Source organism: Martelella sp. NC20, from assembly GCF_013459645.1.
GTDB lineage: Bacteria > Pseudomonadota > Alphaproteobacteria > Rhizobiales > Rhizobiaceae > Martelella.
In genome coordinates this window covers 187,407-203,864 of the sequence record NZ_CP054863.1, presented here as the reverse complement: position 1 = coordinate 203,864, position 16,458 = coordinate 187,407, and the positions used below count along the sequence as shown (strand labels likewise).

The window sequence follows — 16,458 nt, the reverse complement described above, 5'->3', positions numbered from 1 at the left end:
CATGCTCAGGCTCGGCCTTCCACTCGCCCTTGGCGGGTTTTTCATTGATCAGGCGACGAAGTGGTGGGTCATGGACCATGTTATGAATCCACCTCAGGTCATTCCCGTCACCGGCTTCTTTAATCTCGTGCTCGGCTTTAACACCGGCGTGAGCTTCGGATTGTTCGGCCAGGCGCCGGTTTGGCTCCTGATGGCGTTCCCGCTCGCTATAGTCGCCGGCCTCCTTATCTGGATCCATCGAAGCGACAGCCGCCTGACGGCATCCGCCCTCGGGCTCGTGGTTGGGGGGGCGCTCGGCAATCTGCTCGACCGGCTCCGGCAGGGTGCCGTGACGGATTTCCTGGATTTTTACATCGGCAGCTATCATTGGCCCGCCTTCAATCTTGCCGACGTGGCGATTGTCTGTGGGGTAGGGCTTTTGCTGATGGAGAGCATTCTGGTAAAAGGCAAAGCAAAGGCTGCATGAACAGAAGCCCTCGCCAGCTATCCGTGAGCCATGGTTCGGAGGAAATAGACGTTCTAGTGATCGGCGCGGGTCAAGCGGGACTCGCAGCCGGCTATTATCTTGCCCGACCAGAGCTTTCATTCCAAATCGTCGATCGCCATGCCCGCGTCGGCGACAGTTGGCGCCATCGCTACGATTCCCTGACCCTGTTCACTCCGCGCGCATTTAGTTCGCTGCCTGGTCTTGCGCTCGATGGGGACCCAGAAGGCTATCCAACGCGAGACGAGTTTGCGAATTATCTCGAAACCTACGCCAGCCATTTCGACCTACCGGTGCATTCCGGAAATGGTGTGGCTCGGCTCGAACGCCGGGCCGATGAGCGGTTCGCCGCGCAACTCGACGATGGCAGGTACATAGTAGCGAAGGCAGTGATCGTCGCGACGGGTGCGTTTCAGAAACCGATAATCCCAACGATTGCTGCCGGCTTCGACAGCGCAGTCAAGCAACTAACACCGGAAAGTTATCACAATCCCAGTGATCTCCCGCTTGGCATGGTCCTTATTGTCGGAGATGGAGCAAGCGGACGCGACATCGCAGCCGAGCTGGCTTTGACCCATGAAGTGGTGCTTGCGGCTGGACGCAGCCGCCGTCTGTTTCCCGAGCGCATTCTGGGCCAGAGTACATGGTGGTGGCTGCACACATTGGGCTTGATGAGAGCAAGGCCCGAATCGACGATAGGACGCGTGATGCGGCGCGCGGACCCCTTTCCTGACAGGGATCGGAGCCTTGACGACTTGGAACGAAGGGGCGTAGCCGTCGCGAAACGCTTAGTCTCTTCACAAGACCGCCTCGCATTCTTTGCCGATGGATCGAAACGGGTGATCGATTCCGTCATCTGGTGCATCGGATATCGAGACGATAGCGCATGGCTCCAGATTCCAGGCAGTACCCGTTCCAACGGAAGCATTCTGCAAGAAGGCAGCCTTTCTCCCGTACCGGGCCTTTTTCATCTAGGACGTCCGTGGCAGCGAAATCGTGCTTCAGCCTTCGTGATGGGCGCTGGTGAAGATGCTTCCGCAGTTGTCGCCGCATGCGCGAAATTCTGCTCCGGTCGCGACGTGCCGGTATGATAGGTCGCGGTGACGTCGGCCACCTGCAGCGTCTGGTTTCAGAAGCAATGACCTGCCTCAGGGACGTCCCGGATGGCGTCGCTTGTTGCCCGACCGCGTTGGTACCGTCCAGCAGGTTCCTACCGTGAATCTATGTCCCAATAATGCACAGGGGCCAGCTCCTCCTTCAGCATGTCGAAGTAGACGGCGACGATCACGTCGTTTTCCGGATCGGACCAATGCTCAGCGTTCATGGCGTCAGGCTATGATGGCAAATTGCTTTGTCACGGGAAACCCGTCAGCCGAGCATCTGCAGCCCATGCTTTTGTACCAGAGACAGGAGCTTGAGTGCCGGCCCGCTTGGCCGCTTGGTGCCGGTTTCCCATTTCTGCACCGTTGACGGGCTTGTGTTCAGGTAACGGGCAAAGACCGGCTGGCTGACGTGATTGTGTTCGCGCAGAGCCTTGATCGCGTCAGGCGTCAGTTCCTGCGGGATTACAAGGCAGTCTTCATCGAAGGTCCGCATCGTTTCCTTGTCGATGGTGCCGGCCGCTGCCATGCCTTCGACTGCACTGTGGATCGCCTCGAAAGCATCGCTCTTGAACCTGCGCTTAGTCGCCATGGTCTATCTCCAGCAGGGCGCCGATCCCAAGTTCAGCCTCGAGGTCGGCAATCGTCTTGCGACGGTAAAGCTCCGCGAGCTTCCGGAAGGCCGCAAGCTCGTCGTCATCGATGTTCGCCCGGTCCTTCTTGGCGAAGAGATAGGCGAACACCCAGAATTCTCCGGCTTTTGCCAGAACGATGGACCGATGCATGTTTTCGTTGAGCCGCTTCTTGAAGACGCCGCCGCCAAGATCGTCGGCTTGGCCAAGGGCAACCTGGTGGATTGTCTTCGACAGAGCCTTGTCGGTTATCCGCGCCTTCTTTGCCGCTTTTGCGAACCACGCTGTTTTGAACACTCGTTCTGACATTTATCTATATAGCACCAAGTGCTATATTCCTCAAGGTTGAAAAGGCCGCTATGCCGCCTCCCATACCTGATTCAGAATCCGGGCGGCAAGCGCTGCCTTGTCCTGTGGCAGGAAGCGGCCATAGTGCTCTTGAACGACATCAGGCGTGTCCTGGATTGCGTAGCTTGCCTGTTCGTAAGAGCCCGTTTGCTTGAGGATGTGGGTTGCCAGAATGTCGCGAAGATTATGAGGGCCGTGCGGCAGCAGGCCCTTGATGGCGCCGCGACCGGTATAGGGATTATAAATCCCATAGCGCTGTATTACCGTGCGCCAGGCTTCATAGAACGTCGTGGAATTATATGCTGCCTGCTTGCTGGTCGCCTTCACCGTTTTGACGAACAAGGTGCAGGGATCGTCTGCCGGTCCGAGTAATACGCCGCGGTGACGATCGATATAGGCCTCGAGGTATTTGTAGAGATCGAGCAGGTCCGGCAGGATCAGGCGGAATGGCTTTTGCCCGAAGAAGGACGAGCCGGAGTTCTTGAAGGCCACGGACGGTATGAGCACTTCCCATCCGCTATCGCGCTCGCTCCAGCGCAGTTCACCGCATTTCATGTCTTCCAGTCGTCGCTCGGATGTTGGGAACTGACCGCGAGGGCAGAGGTGAAGTTGACGAAGGTTCTTCTGCCGAAGCCCCAGATGCAGACCGAGACGAAGCAGCAGGAATGACCGCACCGCCTCTGCCGCCGCGCGCGGATAGCGGTCTTCGTCCGGCATGCGTTTCAATATCTCGTCGGTGATCTTGCGGTATTCCGACAGTGGACTATCCTCCTCAAGAACGACCATGATCGGTTCGAAGGGATCGCAATGCACCCGCATCACCCGCTGGATTTCCTTTGAGCGGTAGCCGGCGTGTCGGTGGAATGCATCGCAGGCGCCATGCCAGTTTCGAGAGGCAAACGCGATCTCCTCCGGCGCAATCAAGCCTTCGATCGGGTGAACGTTCTGCAAGAGTTCGGGATGCTGGCGAATCCAACCCACCTCCGAGCGGGTGAGGGATTGCGCGACCATCAGCATGTCTTCTTCCCATTTGGTGTAGAAGCCACGGCGCTGCTCCCGCCATTGCAGATACCAATCCCAGACGCCGGGGAAGATCAGTAGACCGAATGTCAGCTGGCTGAGCGGAACGCCACGGCCTTTGACGATGCCGGAAGGGGAGGCGGCCAAGGCTCCGAACATCAGACCGAGATGTTCGATCTTTTGCGAGGCTGTTTCCTCGCCCCAGACTCCGTTGCGTTGCAACCCGATCGCCGTCAGCGTCGACGTCTTGAACCGGATCAGGTCGGCCATCTCCATTGCCAGCCGCGCCGGCGCGTCGACCACACCGGATAGCAAGTCGGGGTCCTCAAAGGATTCCGCAGCCGTATTGTTAATGTTCTTCGCCAGGGAATTCTCCCAGGGAGAAAGCGATCCGCCTCCATAGGTGATGCCTGGAAAGCGAATGGCATAACGCTGCTTGCTGGCCTTGGCCTGATAGCGCCGGTAGTCGGTTGTTCCCGAGATGATGACCCGGCGGACCCAATCAACGATCTCCTCCCGCTTGCTGAAGGGAAGACTGCTGAAATCATCAGGAAGGTGCACCGCAATCCGTCTTCGCTCGGCAGGACTGATATCGCCAAGATCGTGACCATGAAGAGAGCGGTTCTGGTGTGGCAGCTTCGACTTGAAATATCCTTCCGGCAATCGGTACCGCTTTTCGATGCGGGAGAGAATTCGGAAACTGGCGACCGATCTCGGCACGCTTTTGCCCTCAAACCAGGATAGCATCGTCTTACGGTCGAATGTTTCATCGAGCCGAACGACGGCGCGATAGAGCTGCCAGTAGTTCTCGCCGAACCGACGCGTTTGATAGGCAAGCGCCTCTTGGAAACCATCGGGATCATGTGCCGCATCGAGCAACGGTTCCGGAAATTCCTGGATTGGTTTGGGTTTGGGGCCTCTTGAAACCCGCGTGGAAGCCGGTCGTGAAAGGCAATCTCCAGTTCGCCGAGGCTTTCGGGTGGAAGAGCCTTTCACTTTTGAGGCATCGTGCGTAGCGTTCCCTTGTCGAGCCCTAGGCTTTTGCGTCTGGCGGTCTTCGGACAGGGGAGGGGCGCTGAGCCATCGAGTCATTGCATCCAATGCAATGCGGAACTCCTTCTTCACATCAGCGGAAATCTGATCCTCAAGCCCACAGTCATCGATGACTGCAGTCCAGTCGATGCGCCCGTTCCGCAAGGGTGGTGACTTTCGATAGGTGACAAGACTGGTGAGATAGGACTTGATCATTTCCAGCGTCCGCTTAGACGCGACCGGCGCAATGCGTATCTCGCAGAATTTTGAGATTTTCCGCTGAAAATTACGTGATGAAAATTCTTGATTAGGCATGCTCTTATTCCGTTGCAATCGGCACCAATGCCGAAAGGAACCGGAGATAGAAATTGCTGTTTAACAAATGATGCACTCAACAAAGCGAATGTCGCTACGGTGACATGCCACCGATATTCGAAAGACACACCTGTCGGGGTTAGACCCCATTCGATTTCTTTAGAAAGTTTTCAAAATATAGATATTATTACACCAAATAGAATATTGTATTATATTATAAGTTTTGTGATTTATTTACCAGCGGTAAACCAAAAACACTCACTCCCGATAATATTTACTTATCGATGGTTATGACCTCAACCAGCAATCATACGGTGTAGCGAACCGCAATATTCGAATAGAGTTCCTATAAGAAATCATTTACCATGATTTCAATGGCTTATGATATCGCGAAAATCAGCATGACAGCCCTAATGCGTCCAGCTTTCGAAGCCAGTGTCGCTCTGACGCGTCTGGACGAGCGGATCGCCCGTTCGCCGGCCGGTCAGGGGTGGATCGAACGGTCCCACTTCACCGACGCCTGCGCTTCCTTGTGGATCGACGGCGAACTCGTCCATCTGGAAGACCTCGTCCTCCATGATGCCACCCGCGATATTCGCACACCGACCCATGAGCTGACAATCGCCCGCGACGTCTTGCGCACCCGCCGGCGCATCGCTGCGCAGTCGCCAGATTGGGCGTTATCGAAAGAGGGTATCCGAACGTTGCGACAGACGTCGGACATCAATCCGGTTGGCGCTGAAGCAGAGAAGCCAGCCGACGTCATTCGGCCCGCGGTAGCCATCGATAGGGAAGGGGAAGGGGACGAGGACGATGGTGATGACGTGGAAAATCTTCCTGGCGTCGACTATGCCGCCATCGATGCGGTACTCGCCCGGTCGAACGCGGCAATCGAGAACGCCAGACAGCCGGGCCGTGGCGGCGGCCAAGATAAAGATCCGATGATCTACGATCTCGATTGGGACGAGGATGCCAGGCTAGACGAGTGGCGCGGCGTGTTGCGGCCGGTTCAGGACCTCATCAAAACTGCCGGAGCTGGTCGAGCTGGTCATGGCAAAGCCGCTGGCGTCGGCCGGGATGGTGGCGAAGACGCTCGATGTGACGCCGCAGGCGGCGCGGCGGATTGTTTTGGAACTCGGCCTCAGAGAGATGACGGGGAGGGGGAGGTTTCGGGCATGGGGTGTGATCTAGGTTCAAAAAGCGATACCGCCAATTAGAAAGTCGCGCCTTCGGGAGAGCAGCGGCTTCAAAAGCAAGTATAGTACTTGTGTTCAAAGCAGCGGGAGCAGCTGTAGATTATGGGACGAAAGGGAAGCGCATGGCGAAGATCGATGTTGGCCTACGACAGGCACACAAACTCGCGAATCTGCCGCCTGACAAGCGCACGGCCTTCATTTCCAAAGGCCTCCCCATTTTACTGGAAAGTGCACGCGGCCTCTATGCCGCTTCACAGGTGATTTCAGACATGCCGCGTGAATCCAGCGTGCTGAAGGGCCATGCGGAAGAGGAAGCGGCCAAGATCCTTATCCTGATGGATATCGTGCGCTGCCCGAGGAAACTCATCGCCAGCAGAATTGGTACGTTGATGGGCTGGTACTACGACCATCTCTCGCGGCTTCTCTATGCGGAAGCCTGCCAATGGCGACCGGTCGATCTGAAAGAGTTGCGGAAGATTATCGATCACCGTCGTGTTACCCATTATCTCGACGGTGGCATGGGTGAGTACATCGTGCCCAACGATCTCATCTATCAACGTGAAACCCGACTCTACGCCGATATTGAAGGCCTCGATGACGGCACCCTTCAATGGGTCGCCCCCAATGGGTCTATTCGCCTGTTCGATTCAGTGCCGAATGCGCTGGTCGTCGCTGAGGCACTGTCCGCCATCGGTGCGTTCAGCATCAAGGGGATCAACGCCGTTTCGGCGGTATGGGACGAGGTAGATTTTCAAGATGACACCAGCTGCCATGAAAGCGATAGGCTCATTCAGGCCATGCTTGAGCGGCTGATCGAAGATCAGCTCGTCACCGACGCTGCGAGCGATGACCATGTGGGTCATCTATACGGCCGCTGGCAGATGCCGCTTTACGCGTTGGACATGAAGGCCAAGGCGGTGGAACGCTCGGCACTGGAAGCCGAGCAGGAACGCATGCTCTGGGCGGAGATGGGTGTCGCCAACGAATATTAGAGTTAGTGGGCCAGCGGTCCCATCGCCGCGTATGTCTCGGGAAACTCGCTTTCCAGAAGTGCCTCCTTAATATCGTTGAGGTCCCGCAGTTTCTGGACGGTCTCGGGGCTGACATGGGTCAGACTATGGATGATGACGATGCCCAGCAGCATGCCAAAATCGAGGCATGCAAGCAGTGATCGCTCGTATTCGAGCGAACCGACATTATGCAGGCCCGTCAGATCGACTTGGATATGGGTGCCGATATCTTGTGGATCCTGCATATTTTTCAGGATTGATCGCGGGTTCGGATGCGCACCCCAATCGATCGCCTGTTGGTAGGCCTGTTTGATGATCGCGGCTGTCCCGGGGTGCGACTTTGCTGCCCCTATCGCATCTGCCGCATCATTCACGGCCGAGGTGAAGGCCTTGCGTGCCGCTTTCGTCGCCGTCTCACTGTCGTGCCGGTTCAGCCACAGGCATTCGATGGCTGTATCGGTTCGCATGACGTAACCATAGCATGCCGATTCCAACGCGGTGCGCAGCAGCGGGTAGATCGCTGCGGCGTGGCCGGTCAAAGCCGTCGCGACACTGCTCTGGTAAAGCATGTAGCTGTTCATGGAATGCGGCGGTGGGCGTGACTTGCTGTTCGCCCGTCAACAGATCCTTCTGAAGGAACGCACAATAGCGCTCGACGCCGGAGAGGAGTGGGCACGGTTCGGACATCATGGCGGCCAGGTTGGCCTGCCCGATCTCGATGTAATCGCGAAATCCCTGCTCGGGTTTGAATAACATAAAGCGCCTCATCGAACCGGTTTTATTGAACCGAGCGTAGCGTATTCCTATATAAATCAAAGGAGCGTTTAGCCTAACAGGCTTAACAGGTGCGGGGGCAGTTCCCGCAGCGGCGCTCTGTGCCGTTGGCCTCTTCCTTCTTCTGCCCCTCATCGGGGTGCAATTCTTCCTGTTCAAGAACCTAGAGAGAAAGGGTACGCTTATGACCACAGAGACGACAACGCTGACGACCGGAACTAACACCTTTGGAACGCAACATTGCACACAACCGTGGCCTTCGGCACGGGCGCCGCGTCAGGGATTACCCTGTTAGGCTAGACGCTTCGATGACCACACGGGCGGCAACGCCACCGGGATGCCGCTATGAGTGAAACCTACACCCCTCCCGCGATCGAGGAGGCCGCTTGGGTCGACTGGCTTATTATTTTTAATGATCGAGCACGCGACTTTATTGGCGAATTTGCTCAGGAAACAGCCGGCAGCGACGATCCAAGAGGCCTGTCCGCGAGGTTTGCGATCGCGGCGCGAGCCTTGACACTGATCCGCTCGGCATTGGTGCTGCTGCAGAACGAAGAACAAATTGCCTTTCGCATCATGGCACGTGGCATCATCGAATGTGCGATGCATATGGAGTCAGCGTGCACTACGGACGAATATTTGCCGCTCCTTTATGATGACGACAAAGCAAGCCGGATCTCGCGTGGTAAGCTCCTTCAGAAGACCACGGAACTCTCTGAAGAAGCCAATAGCGAGCTGCAGAAATACGTGATGGGCGATGGCAAGCCCAAACCCAAGAGCCTGAACATTGGAGAGCTGAGCAAAGGGAGCAATTTCCCACGTTTCCAACTGTTCTATCGGCAGATTTCCGCCGATGCGGAGCATGTGACATGGACCTCGCTGTGCCGGCATCCGCAGGAAACATTCGATCGGATACGCCTCGAGCTTGATCCCCAGCTCGAGGATGAAGAGATGTTCGAGACAATCAGCCTCATCGCGCTCGCTGCTATGACGGTCGTGCTGCATCTGCGTCATTCGCTTGGGATCACGCAGAATGAAGAAGAGTTCTCGGCCCTCGGCCGCCGCTATATGGAGCTGTATCGCGAAGGGGTCGCAGAGTTCGGTGAGCAGCCGGCGGAAGGAGAGGTGCAGCCCTAAGACAGCGCCGTTCCCCTTAAGCATTAATTCGCGTCAGTCTCGATGCCTCGCTCACATACGCCGACAACCTCTTTCGGCGTGAACGCAGGGCGCGTTCGATAAGCCGAACGGATCGGATAACTAGGACGCGAAGTCTTTAAGAGACCCCAACCTCGATCAGATTATGCGGCTATAAGTGTCTCCTTCTATGACGCGTAGAACCTGGCCCTTATTTCGAGCGCCGATACGCGCGGCAATAGCTTCGGCTGAGTAGGTTCTTGCTAGTTCCCGAATGGCGCGGACTTGCTCTACCGACAGCCTGTCATCTCGGCCACAGATCTGCGCAATCGCCTGCCGTGACGCTTCTGCAGCGCACCGTCGAGAAAATCGATCACGATGTCGAAGCCTATGGCGCCGGGCTTTCTAAACGTGGCAACCAGATCATCCGAGTCCGGATTGACCACAACCGTCGTTCCCGAATGCCTTGGTTCTTCCAGCACCTGGCGGTTCCGTGCTGTGGCCACGATTTCCGAGGCTCCCAAGGCCTTTGCTGCGGCAACCGTGATGCGACGGGATGTGCTGGTCGCGCCGAGGATCAGAACGCGCTCGTCAGGTTGAAGCCCAAAACAGCGGCCAGTGTGTCGGATATTCCATTGGGAACAGGAAGGGCGCAAGCCGGGTTTGCTGGTAACGCCGTAGCCAGGGTGCCCCACGGTGCCTGAACAGCTGTTGCCTTTCGTCACAGCTCAGGGAAGATCTGAGTGAAAAGCCGATCGATATAGTCGCGCATCTGTTCGATGTCCGCAGGGCGGTCGCGCAGGAGAAGACGCGCAACAATAGCGCCTACGAACATATCAGTGATGATCTCTATATCTGCGTCCGACCGCAGCGTGCCGTCTGCTTTCGCGCGTTCGAGAATTTTGCCGAACAGGACGCGTCGCGGCTCGAGATCGCTCGCATTGTAAGCGGCCATGATCTCGGGATGATCGCCGACCGAACCAATCAGCCGCGCAAGCAGGCGCGTGTAGCGGAAGAGGGTCTCTATCGTCTCCGTTTTGCGGTACAACTGCGCTATTTCGCGTAACGACATCGTCTCCCATGGACCAAGCGCGGCTTCGTTACGCTGGCGCACGTGTATCACCGCGTGGACTAGCAGATCCTCTTTGTTTTTGTAGCGACGATAGATGGCCGCACGCGTCGTGCCCGCTCGCTGTGCAATCTTCTCGATGCTCGTCGCCTCTACTCCGAAGTCGATCAACAGCTCCAGGGCGGCCTCCAGAACTGCTTCGTCGGTGCGTTGGTCCCTGGGCCTGCCGACGGGTCTGTTCACATTTTCGTTCAGCACGGCTGTTCTCCTCAATCATTGCTGGCCGCAATGGAGCAATCCAGATCGAAGGAATGGGTTCCATTCGCGCCACTATATCTTGCCGCCTCATCTTTCGATATGATACAGTATCGTATCGATTCAATGTCAACGATAAGCAAGTCGGCTTCCGAATGTCCACCGTGAATAGCCACCAGTTTGAGTGGGAAGCCGGCCAGTGAAAAGCTCGCCCATATCGGGTCGACTGCCAGCCCACCGAGAACGAAGCATATGTTTGAGCGGCTGAAACGACTCTTCGGGAACCCATGGCTCTGGCCGGCGCTCTTGGCGGTTGCCGTGGCCGCCGGATGGTATCTGACCGAGCGCCTGGCTGAGGCGGAATTGCCGGCCGGCATTGCCTCGGGCAATGGCCGCGTCGAGGCTGTCGCCATCGACATATCCGCCCGTTCCGCCGGCCGGATCAGCGATATTCTCGTGCAAGAGGGCGAGACGGTGTCGGCTGGCCAGGTTATGGCCCGGATGGATACCCAGCAGCTCGATGCGATGTTGCGGGAAGCGCGTGCGCAGTTGCAGCGCGGACGGATCGGCCGCGCCGTGGCGGAGAGCGGCGTCAATCAGGCTGAAGCCGAGCGCTCTGCTGCGCTGGCGATCGTCGCCCAGCGCGAAGCCGAGCTTGGCTCTGCCGAAAGCCGCTTCAATCGGTCGCAGCAACTCGTCGAACGCAACACCGTTGCCCAGCAGACGGTGGAAGATGATCGCGCCCGTTTCGAGGGCGCCCGCGCGGCGCTCGACGCCGCTCGCGCGCAGGTCGCCGTTGCCGAGGCGGGCATTGCCACGGCGCGGGCGCGGATCGTGGATGCGGAGGCGAGTATCGAGGCGGCCGAGGCGGCCATAGAGCGCATTCAGACCGAGATCGATGACAGCACATTGCGCTCGCCGCGGGACGGCCGGGTGCAGTATCTCGTCGCCCAGCCGGGCGAGGTTGTCGCCGGCGGCGGCCGGGTTCTCAACCTCATCGATCTCAGCGATGTCTACATGACCGTTTTTCTGTCCACGCTGGAGGCCGGACGTCTCGCCATCGGTTCGGAAGCGCGCATTGTGCTCGACACCGCGCCGGGCGTTGTGATCCCGGCCAGGGTGTCGTTCCTCTCCGATGTCGCGCAGTTCACGCCGCGTACCGTCGAGACAGCCGAGGAGCGCCAGGGTATGATGTTCCGTGTGCGGGTGCGGGTTGCGCCGGAGCTGCTTGAAAGGCACGCCGATTACGTCAAACCGGGCCTGCCCGGCGTGGCCTATGTGAAGACCGACCCCTCGGCACAATGGCCTGAACGCCTGCGCACCGGGTTGCTGGAATGAGCGGGCCGGAGCAGACAAACGACGCTCCGGCGCTTGCGGCGCGCGTGCGCAATGTCAGCCATTCCTTCAAGAAGACCCTCGCGCTCGACGATGTATCGATCGATTTTCCGGCGGGCAGGATGCTCGGCCTGATCGGTCCTGATGGCGTCGGGAAATCGACATTGCTCTCGCTGATCGCCGGGGCGCGCAAGGTCCAGGCCGGCGCAGTCGAGGCGCTGCGCGCTGACATGCGAAACGCGCGCGATCGCAGCGCGATCGGCCCCCGCATCGCCTACATGCCCCAGGGGCTCGGGAAGAATCTCTATCCGACGCTTTCCGTGTTCGAGAATGTGGATTTCTTCGGCGGTCTCTTCGGCCATGCCCGCAAGGAGCGCGAACGCCGTATTCACGAGCTTCTGGCCGCCACCGGTCTTGATCCCTTTCCCGATCGCCCGGCAGGCAAGCTTTCCGGCGGCATGAAGCAGAAGCTCGGCCTGTGCTGCGCGCTGATCCACGATCCCGATCTTCTGATCCTCGACGAGCCGACAACGGGCGTCGATCCGCTTTCCCGGCGGCAGTTCTGGGAACTGATCAACGACATAAGGGCTAACAGGCCGAACATGGGGGTGATTGTCGCCACGGCCTATATGGAAGAGGCGGCCGGGTTCGACTGGCTCATCGCCATGGACGGCGGTCGCGTGCTCGCGACGGGGACACCGGCCGAGCTTCAGGCAGAGACTGGAACGTCCTCGCTCGATGAGGCTTTTATCGCCCTCCTGCCTCAGCAAAAGCGCAGCCACCACTGGAAGGTGGATATTCCGCCCAGGCCCGAGCACGGCGACGGGACGCCGGCGATCGAGGCGGATGGGCTGACGATGCGCTTTGGCGATTTCACGGCCGTGGACAATGTCAGCTTCCGTATTCCAAAGGGCGAGATCTTCGGCTTCCTCGGCTCGAACGGCTGCGGCAAGACGACGACGATGAAGATGCTGACCGGTCTGCTGCCGGCCAGCGAAGGGTCCGCGCGGCTGTTCGGACGCGAGGTCGATCCCCGCGATCTCGATACGCGCCGGCGCGTAGGCTACATGTCGCAGTCCTTTTCGCTCTATTCCGAACTGACGGTTCGTCAGAACCTGGACCTCCACGCCCGCCTCTTCCAGTTGCCGGCTGCGGATATACCGGGCCGCATTACGGAAATGGCGAAGCGCTTCGATCTGACCGGGGTGCTGGAATCGCTGCCGGACGCCCTGCCGCTCGGCGTTACCCAGCGGCTGTCGCTCGCCGTCGCCATGATCCACGCTCCCGAGATACTGATCCTCGACGAGCCGACCTCCGGGGTTGATCCCATTGCGCGCGATGCGCTGTGGCAAAGCTTCGCTGATCTTTCGCGCCATGACGGTGTGACCATCTTCATCTCCACCCACTTCATGAACGAGGCGGAGCGCTGCGATCGCATCTCGCTGATGCATGCCGGCAAGGTGCTGGTGTCAGACACGCCGGCCGCGATCGTCGAGACGCGCGGCAGCGCGAATCTTGAGGAAGCCTTTGTTTCCTATCTTGAGGAGGCGATCGGGGAGGGAGACGACGAGGGCGGCGGGCCGAGAACGGACCCCGCCCGTGCGGATATCGTCCATGCGATCGGGCCCGGGCATCAGCCCGCGCGCAGGCGCCGGCTCGATCCACGGCGCATCATGAGCTATGCCCGGCGCGAGACGTTGGAACTGCGCCGCGACCCGATCCGCGCCTCCTTCGCCTTCATCGGTAGTCTGGTGCTTCTGTTCGTCCTCGGCTACGGGATCAGTATGGATGTCGAGGATCTGCCTTTCGCGGTGCTCGACCACGATCAGACGACGCTCAGCCGCGACTATACGCTCGACATTGCGGGCTCGCGCTATTTCACCGAACGTCCTCCCATCGTCGATCATGCCGATATGGACCGGCGCATGCGCAGCGGTGAGCTCAGCCTCGCCCTCGAGATACCGCCCGGCTTCGCGCGCGAGGTGGCTGCTGGCCGCGACGTGGACATCGGCGGCTGGCTCGACGGCTCCATGCCTTCGCGCGCGGAGACTGCCAAGGGCTATGTGGACGGACTGCACGCGCATTGGCTGATGCGGCAGGCCAGAACGACCCTTGGAGATCAGGCGCTGGCTCAGGATTTCCGCCTTGAGACGCGGTTCCGCTACAATCCCAACGTGGAAAGCGTGATCGCCATGGTGCCGGCCGTCATCGCCCTGGTGCTCCTGTTCATTCCCACCATGCTGGCCACGCTCTCGATCGTGCGGGAGAAGGACCTCGGCTCCATCGTCAATCTCTATGTCACGCCCGTCACCCGACTGGAATTCCTCCTCGGAAAGCAGATACCCTATGTCGGCCTGGCCATGATCAATCTCGCGATGATGACCGCCTTCGCCATTCTCGTGCAGCGCGTCCCGTTCACCGGCAGCGTCCTGGCCTATGCGCTCGGTGGCCTGCTTTACGTCATCGCGGCGACGGGGCTCGGGCTGCTGATCTCCAGCTTCATGAACAGCCAGATCGCCGCGATCTTCCTGACCACGGTCGTGACCATGATGCTGGCCGTCCAGTATTCCGGTATGATCGATCCGATAAGCTCCATGGAGGGCGAGGCCGCGCTGATCGGAGCCGTCAACCCGGCGAGCCATTTCGTCACCATCTCACGCGGTGCCTTTTCCAAGGCGCTGGGCTTCGGTGATCTCACCGCCTCGCTCCTGTCATTGATCGCGGCCAGCGTCGCGCTGCTTGCGCTCAGCGTGTTGTTCCTCCGCAAGCAGGCGCGCTGAGCCATGCGGATATCGACGATCTGGCGCCTGGGAATAAAGGAGTTGTGGAGCTTGCTGCGCACGCCTGCTCTCCTGGTGCTGATCGTCGCCGTATTCACACTCCAGGTCTATGCGGCGGCGGTGGCGGTGCCGTTCACGCTGAACAAGGCGCCGATCTCCATTGTCGACGAGGATGCCTCCCCGCTGTCGACACGCATCGCTTCTGCTTTCTACCCACCCTATTTCCTGCCCCCGCAAGCGATCACCCTGTCACAGATGAACCAGCGCATGGATGAGGGCACCGATACCTTCGCGCTCGTCATACCGCCGCACTTCCAGCGCGAACTTCTGGCCGGGAGCGAACCGGCCCTGCAGCTCAATGTCGACGCCACGCGGATGACGCAGGCCTTCACCGGCGCCGGTTACGTGCAGGCGATCGTATCGGGCGAGATTTCAGAGTTCCTCCAGCGTTACCGCATCAGCGAACCCGCTTCTGTCGGTCTGGTTCTGCGTGCACGTTTCAACCCAGAGCTCAATCCTAACTGGTTCAGCGCCATGATGGAGGTTGTCAACAATGTTGCGCTGCTCTCCGTCATCCTGACCGGCGCGGCGCTCATCCGTGAGCGCGAGCGCGGTACGATCGAGCATCTTCTCGTCATGCCAGTGACGCCTGCGGAAATCATGCTCGGCAAGATCTGGCCGATGGCGGCAGTGGTGATGGGCGCGGCGTTCTTCTCCATCACCGTCGTGGTGCAGACGTGGCTGGCCATTCCCGTGGCGGGCTCGCTGTGGCTCTTGATGCTCGGCATGGCGCTCCAGCTGTTTGCGACGACCTCGCTCGGCATCTTCCTTGCCACCATCGCTGGTTCCATGCCGCAGTTCGGGCTGCTGCTGATGCTGGTGCTGTTTCCGCTGCAGATCCTCGCGGGCGGCCTGACGCCGGTCGAGAACATGCCCGCAGGCTTACGCATTCTTTTGTCGCTTGCGCCGGACACGCATTTCGTTTCGCTGGCGCAATCGATCATGTTCCGGGGCGCGGGACTTGCGGTCATCTGGCCGCAGCTTCTCAGCCTGGTCGGCATCGGCCTCGTCTTCTTTACGTTCTCGCTCTGGAGGTTCCGGCGGTCGCTGCGCTAGTCATTGCGGCCGGCGCAGGAGCGGTTTTGTCCCTCAGAAGGTTAGTTTTTCGATGGTGCTCTTGAGTTCGTCGGCGCCTTCTATTGTCGCTTTTCGCAGACGGAGCCGCAATGTCTCGTCGTCGGTCGTGAGGAAGGGCACCGACAGCGCCGCGATCACAGTACCGGCCGGATTGCGGATGGGGGCAGCAAAGGCGCTGACGTTGAGGCTGTACTCGCCGCGATCTTCCGCCCAGCCCTGGATGCGCGCCTGTTCCAACTCTGCCTCGAACTCGCGGCGGTCGACGATCGTACGCTCGGTGAGGGGGGCGGAGTGTTTGTTCAGGAGCCGCTTGCGTTCCTCCTGGGGCAGATGTGCCATCAGCACTTTGCTCGACGCGCCGGCATGTGCGGGCAGAATCTCGCCGATCGTATAGCTGAGCGCATGCGCCAGCTTTGGACTTGCGCCGGCGATGAGCATGATCGCGCCGGACTCGACCACGGAAACCTTGCAGGTCTGGCCGATATGGTGGGCAAGCTGTTCCAGCGTCGGCTGAAGCAGCCGGCTCATTGCGTAGTAGCCGGTCGACGGCGTCACTTTCTCCGCAAGCTGCAGCAGGCGGCTGCCGAACACGTAAGTGCCTGGCGATGACTCACGCAATATCCCGTGCCGGTCCAGCGAATTGAGAATGCGATAGGCCGTCGAGCGGGCGAGGCCCGTCTGCCCCACGATCTGCGCCTGGCTGAGGCCGTGAGGAGCCTGCTCGAGCGCGGACAGAATCTCCATCATCCGCTCGATTCCGGCGTTGCTGTTCGGCTTGGTGTCATCGTTCACTTGACGCTATCCCCCAATCAGCGTAATTATATTCAAAATAGAACT

15 protein-coding genes and 1 pseudogene are annotated in these 16,458 nt (G+C 59.3%); 9 read left to right on the top strand and 7 right to left on the bottom strand.

Annotation, left to right across the window (positions count from 1 at the left end):
* Position 1 precedes the first annotated feature (1 nt).
* Complete coding sequence (lspA, locus tag HQ843_RS28900) at positions 2–466, top strand: signal peptidase II (protein WP_009452631.1); 465 nt, start codon at positions 2–4, stop codon at positions 464–466.
* Positions 463–1,575: a flavin-containing monooxygenase gene (locus HQ843_RS28895; RefSeq protein WP_024706425.1), complete on the top strand. Its 1,113-nt coding sequence runs from the start codon at positions 463–465 to the stop codon at positions 1,573–1,575. The genes lspA and HQ843_RS28895 overlap by 4 nt, the downstream gene beginning before the upstream one ends.
* Before the next feature lie 277 nt (positions 1,576–1,852).
* Here the strand turns inward: HQ843_RS28895 and HQ843_RS28890 are convergent, their stop codons facing one another.
* The 3 genes from HQ843_RS28890 to HQ843_RS28880 are packed head-to-tail and all read right to left on the bottom strand — an operon-like array spanning position 1,853 to position 4,931.
* Complete coding sequence (locus HQ843_RS28890; protein ID WP_180902503.1) at positions 1,853–2,176, bottom strand: helix-turn-helix domain-containing protein; 324 nt, start codon at positions 2,174–2,176, stop codon at positions 1,853–1,855.
* Positions 2,166–2,525 carry a type II toxin-antitoxin system RelE/ParE family toxin gene (locus HQ843_RS28885; RefSeq protein WP_180902504.1) on the bottom strand — a complete coding sequence of 120 codons (360 nt, stop codon included), beginning with the start codon at positions 2,523–2,525 and terminating at the stop codon, positions 2,166–2,168. Before HQ843_RS28885 ends, HQ843_RS28890 begins: the two co-directional genes overlap by 11 nt.
* Before the next feature lie 48 nt (positions 2,526–2,573).
* Positions 2,574–4,931, bottom strand: coding sequence for a hypothetical protein (locus HQ843_RS28880; protein WP_180902505.1), 2,358 nt, complete (start codon positions 4,929–4,931; stop codon positions 2,574–2,576).
* 365 nt (positions 4,932–5,296) lie between these two features.
* On the opposite strand from HQ843_RS28880, the pseudogene HQ843_RS28875 reads away from it, so the two are divergent.
* Both HQ843_RS28875 and HQ843_RS28870 read left to right on the top strand, forming a co-directional pair.
* Positions 5,297–6,122 (top strand): annotated as a pseudogene (locus tag HQ843_RS28875) (helix-turn-helix domain-containing protein).
* 127 nt (positions 6,123–6,249) lie between these two features.
* Positions 6,250–7,119, top strand: a complete 870-nt coding sequence (locus tag HQ843_RS28870; protein ID WP_180903575.1) for a hypothetical protein — start codon at positions 6,250–6,252, stop codon at positions 7,117–7,119.
* Positions 7,120–7,121: 2 nt separating this feature from the next.
* Here the strand turns inward: HQ843_RS28870 and HQ843_RS28865 are convergent, their stop codons facing one another.
* Positions 7,122–7,718, bottom strand: coding sequence for a hypothetical protein (locus HQ843_RS28865; protein ID WP_180902506.1), 597 nt, complete (start codon positions 7,716–7,718; stop codon positions 7,122–7,124).
* A 22-nt stretch (positions 7,719–7,740) separates the two neighbouring features.
* Here HQ843_RS28865 and HQ843_RS28860 point away from each other — a divergent pair, with 22 nt between their 5' ends.
* Together HQ843_RS28860 and HQ843_RS28855 are read left to right on the top strand one after the other, a co-directional pair.
* Entirely contained in the window at positions 7,741–7,890 is a 150-nt protein-coding gene (locus HQ843_RS28860; RefSeq protein WP_180902507.1) for a hypothetical protein, read from the top strand.
* 366 nt (positions 7,891–8,256) lie between these two features.
* Positions 8,257–9,048 (top strand): DUF5677 domain-containing protein, encoded by a 792-nt coding sequence (locus HQ843_RS28855; RefSeq protein ID WP_180902508.1) that lies wholly within the window; start codon positions 8,257–8,259, stop codon positions 9,046–9,048.
* Positions 9,049–9,335: 287 nt separating this feature from the next.
* On the opposite strand, the gene HQ843_RS30165 is transcribed toward HQ843_RS28855, so the two are convergent.
* Positions 9,336–9,740 (bottom strand): zinc-binding dehydrogenase, encoded by a 405-nt coding sequence (locus tag HQ843_RS30165; protein WP_371824630.1) that lies wholly within the window; start codon positions 9,738–9,740, stop codon positions 9,336–9,338.
* Between the two features lie 26 nt (positions 9,741–9,766).
* Positions 9,767–10,372 (bottom strand): TetR/AcrR family transcriptional regulator, encoded by a 606-nt coding sequence (locus HQ843_RS28845; protein WP_180902510.1) that lies wholly within the window; start codon positions 10,370–10,372, stop codon positions 9,767–9,769.
* A gap of 249 nt (positions 10,373–10,621) precedes the next feature.
* Between HQ843_RS28845 and HQ843_RS28840 the strand changes: the two genes are divergently transcribed.
* The 3 genes from HQ843_RS28840 to HQ843_RS28830 are packed head-to-tail and all read left to right on the top strand — an operon-like array spanning position 10,622 to position 15,600.
* Complete coding sequence (locus HQ843_RS28840) at positions 10,622–11,707, top strand: HlyD family secretion protein (protein ID WP_180902511.1); 1,086 nt, start codon at positions 10,622–10,624, stop codon at positions 11,705–11,707.
* Positions 11,704–14,484, top strand: coding sequence for a ribosome-associated ATPase/putative transporter RbbA (rbbA, locus tag HQ843_RS28835; RefSeq protein WP_180903572.1), 2,781 nt, complete (start codon positions 11,704–11,706; stop codon positions 14,482–14,484). Before HQ843_RS28840 ends, rbbA begins: the two co-directional genes overlap by 4 nt.
* A 3-nt stretch (positions 14,485–14,487) precedes the next feature.
* On the top strand, positions 14,488–15,600 hold the full coding sequence (locus HQ843_RS28830) for an ABC transporter permease (protein ID WP_180902512.1): 1,113 nt from the start codon (positions 14,488–14,490) through the stop codon (positions 15,598–15,600).
* Between the two features lie 33 nt (positions 15,601–15,633).
* On the opposite strand, the gene HQ843_RS28825 is transcribed toward HQ843_RS28830, so the two are convergent.
* Positions 15,634–16,413 (bottom strand): IclR family transcriptional regulator, encoded by a 780-nt coding sequence (locus HQ843_RS28825; protein ID WP_180902513.1) that lies wholly within the window; start codon positions 16,411–16,413, stop codon positions 15,634–15,636.
* Positions 16,414–16,458: the final 45 nt, after the last annotated feature.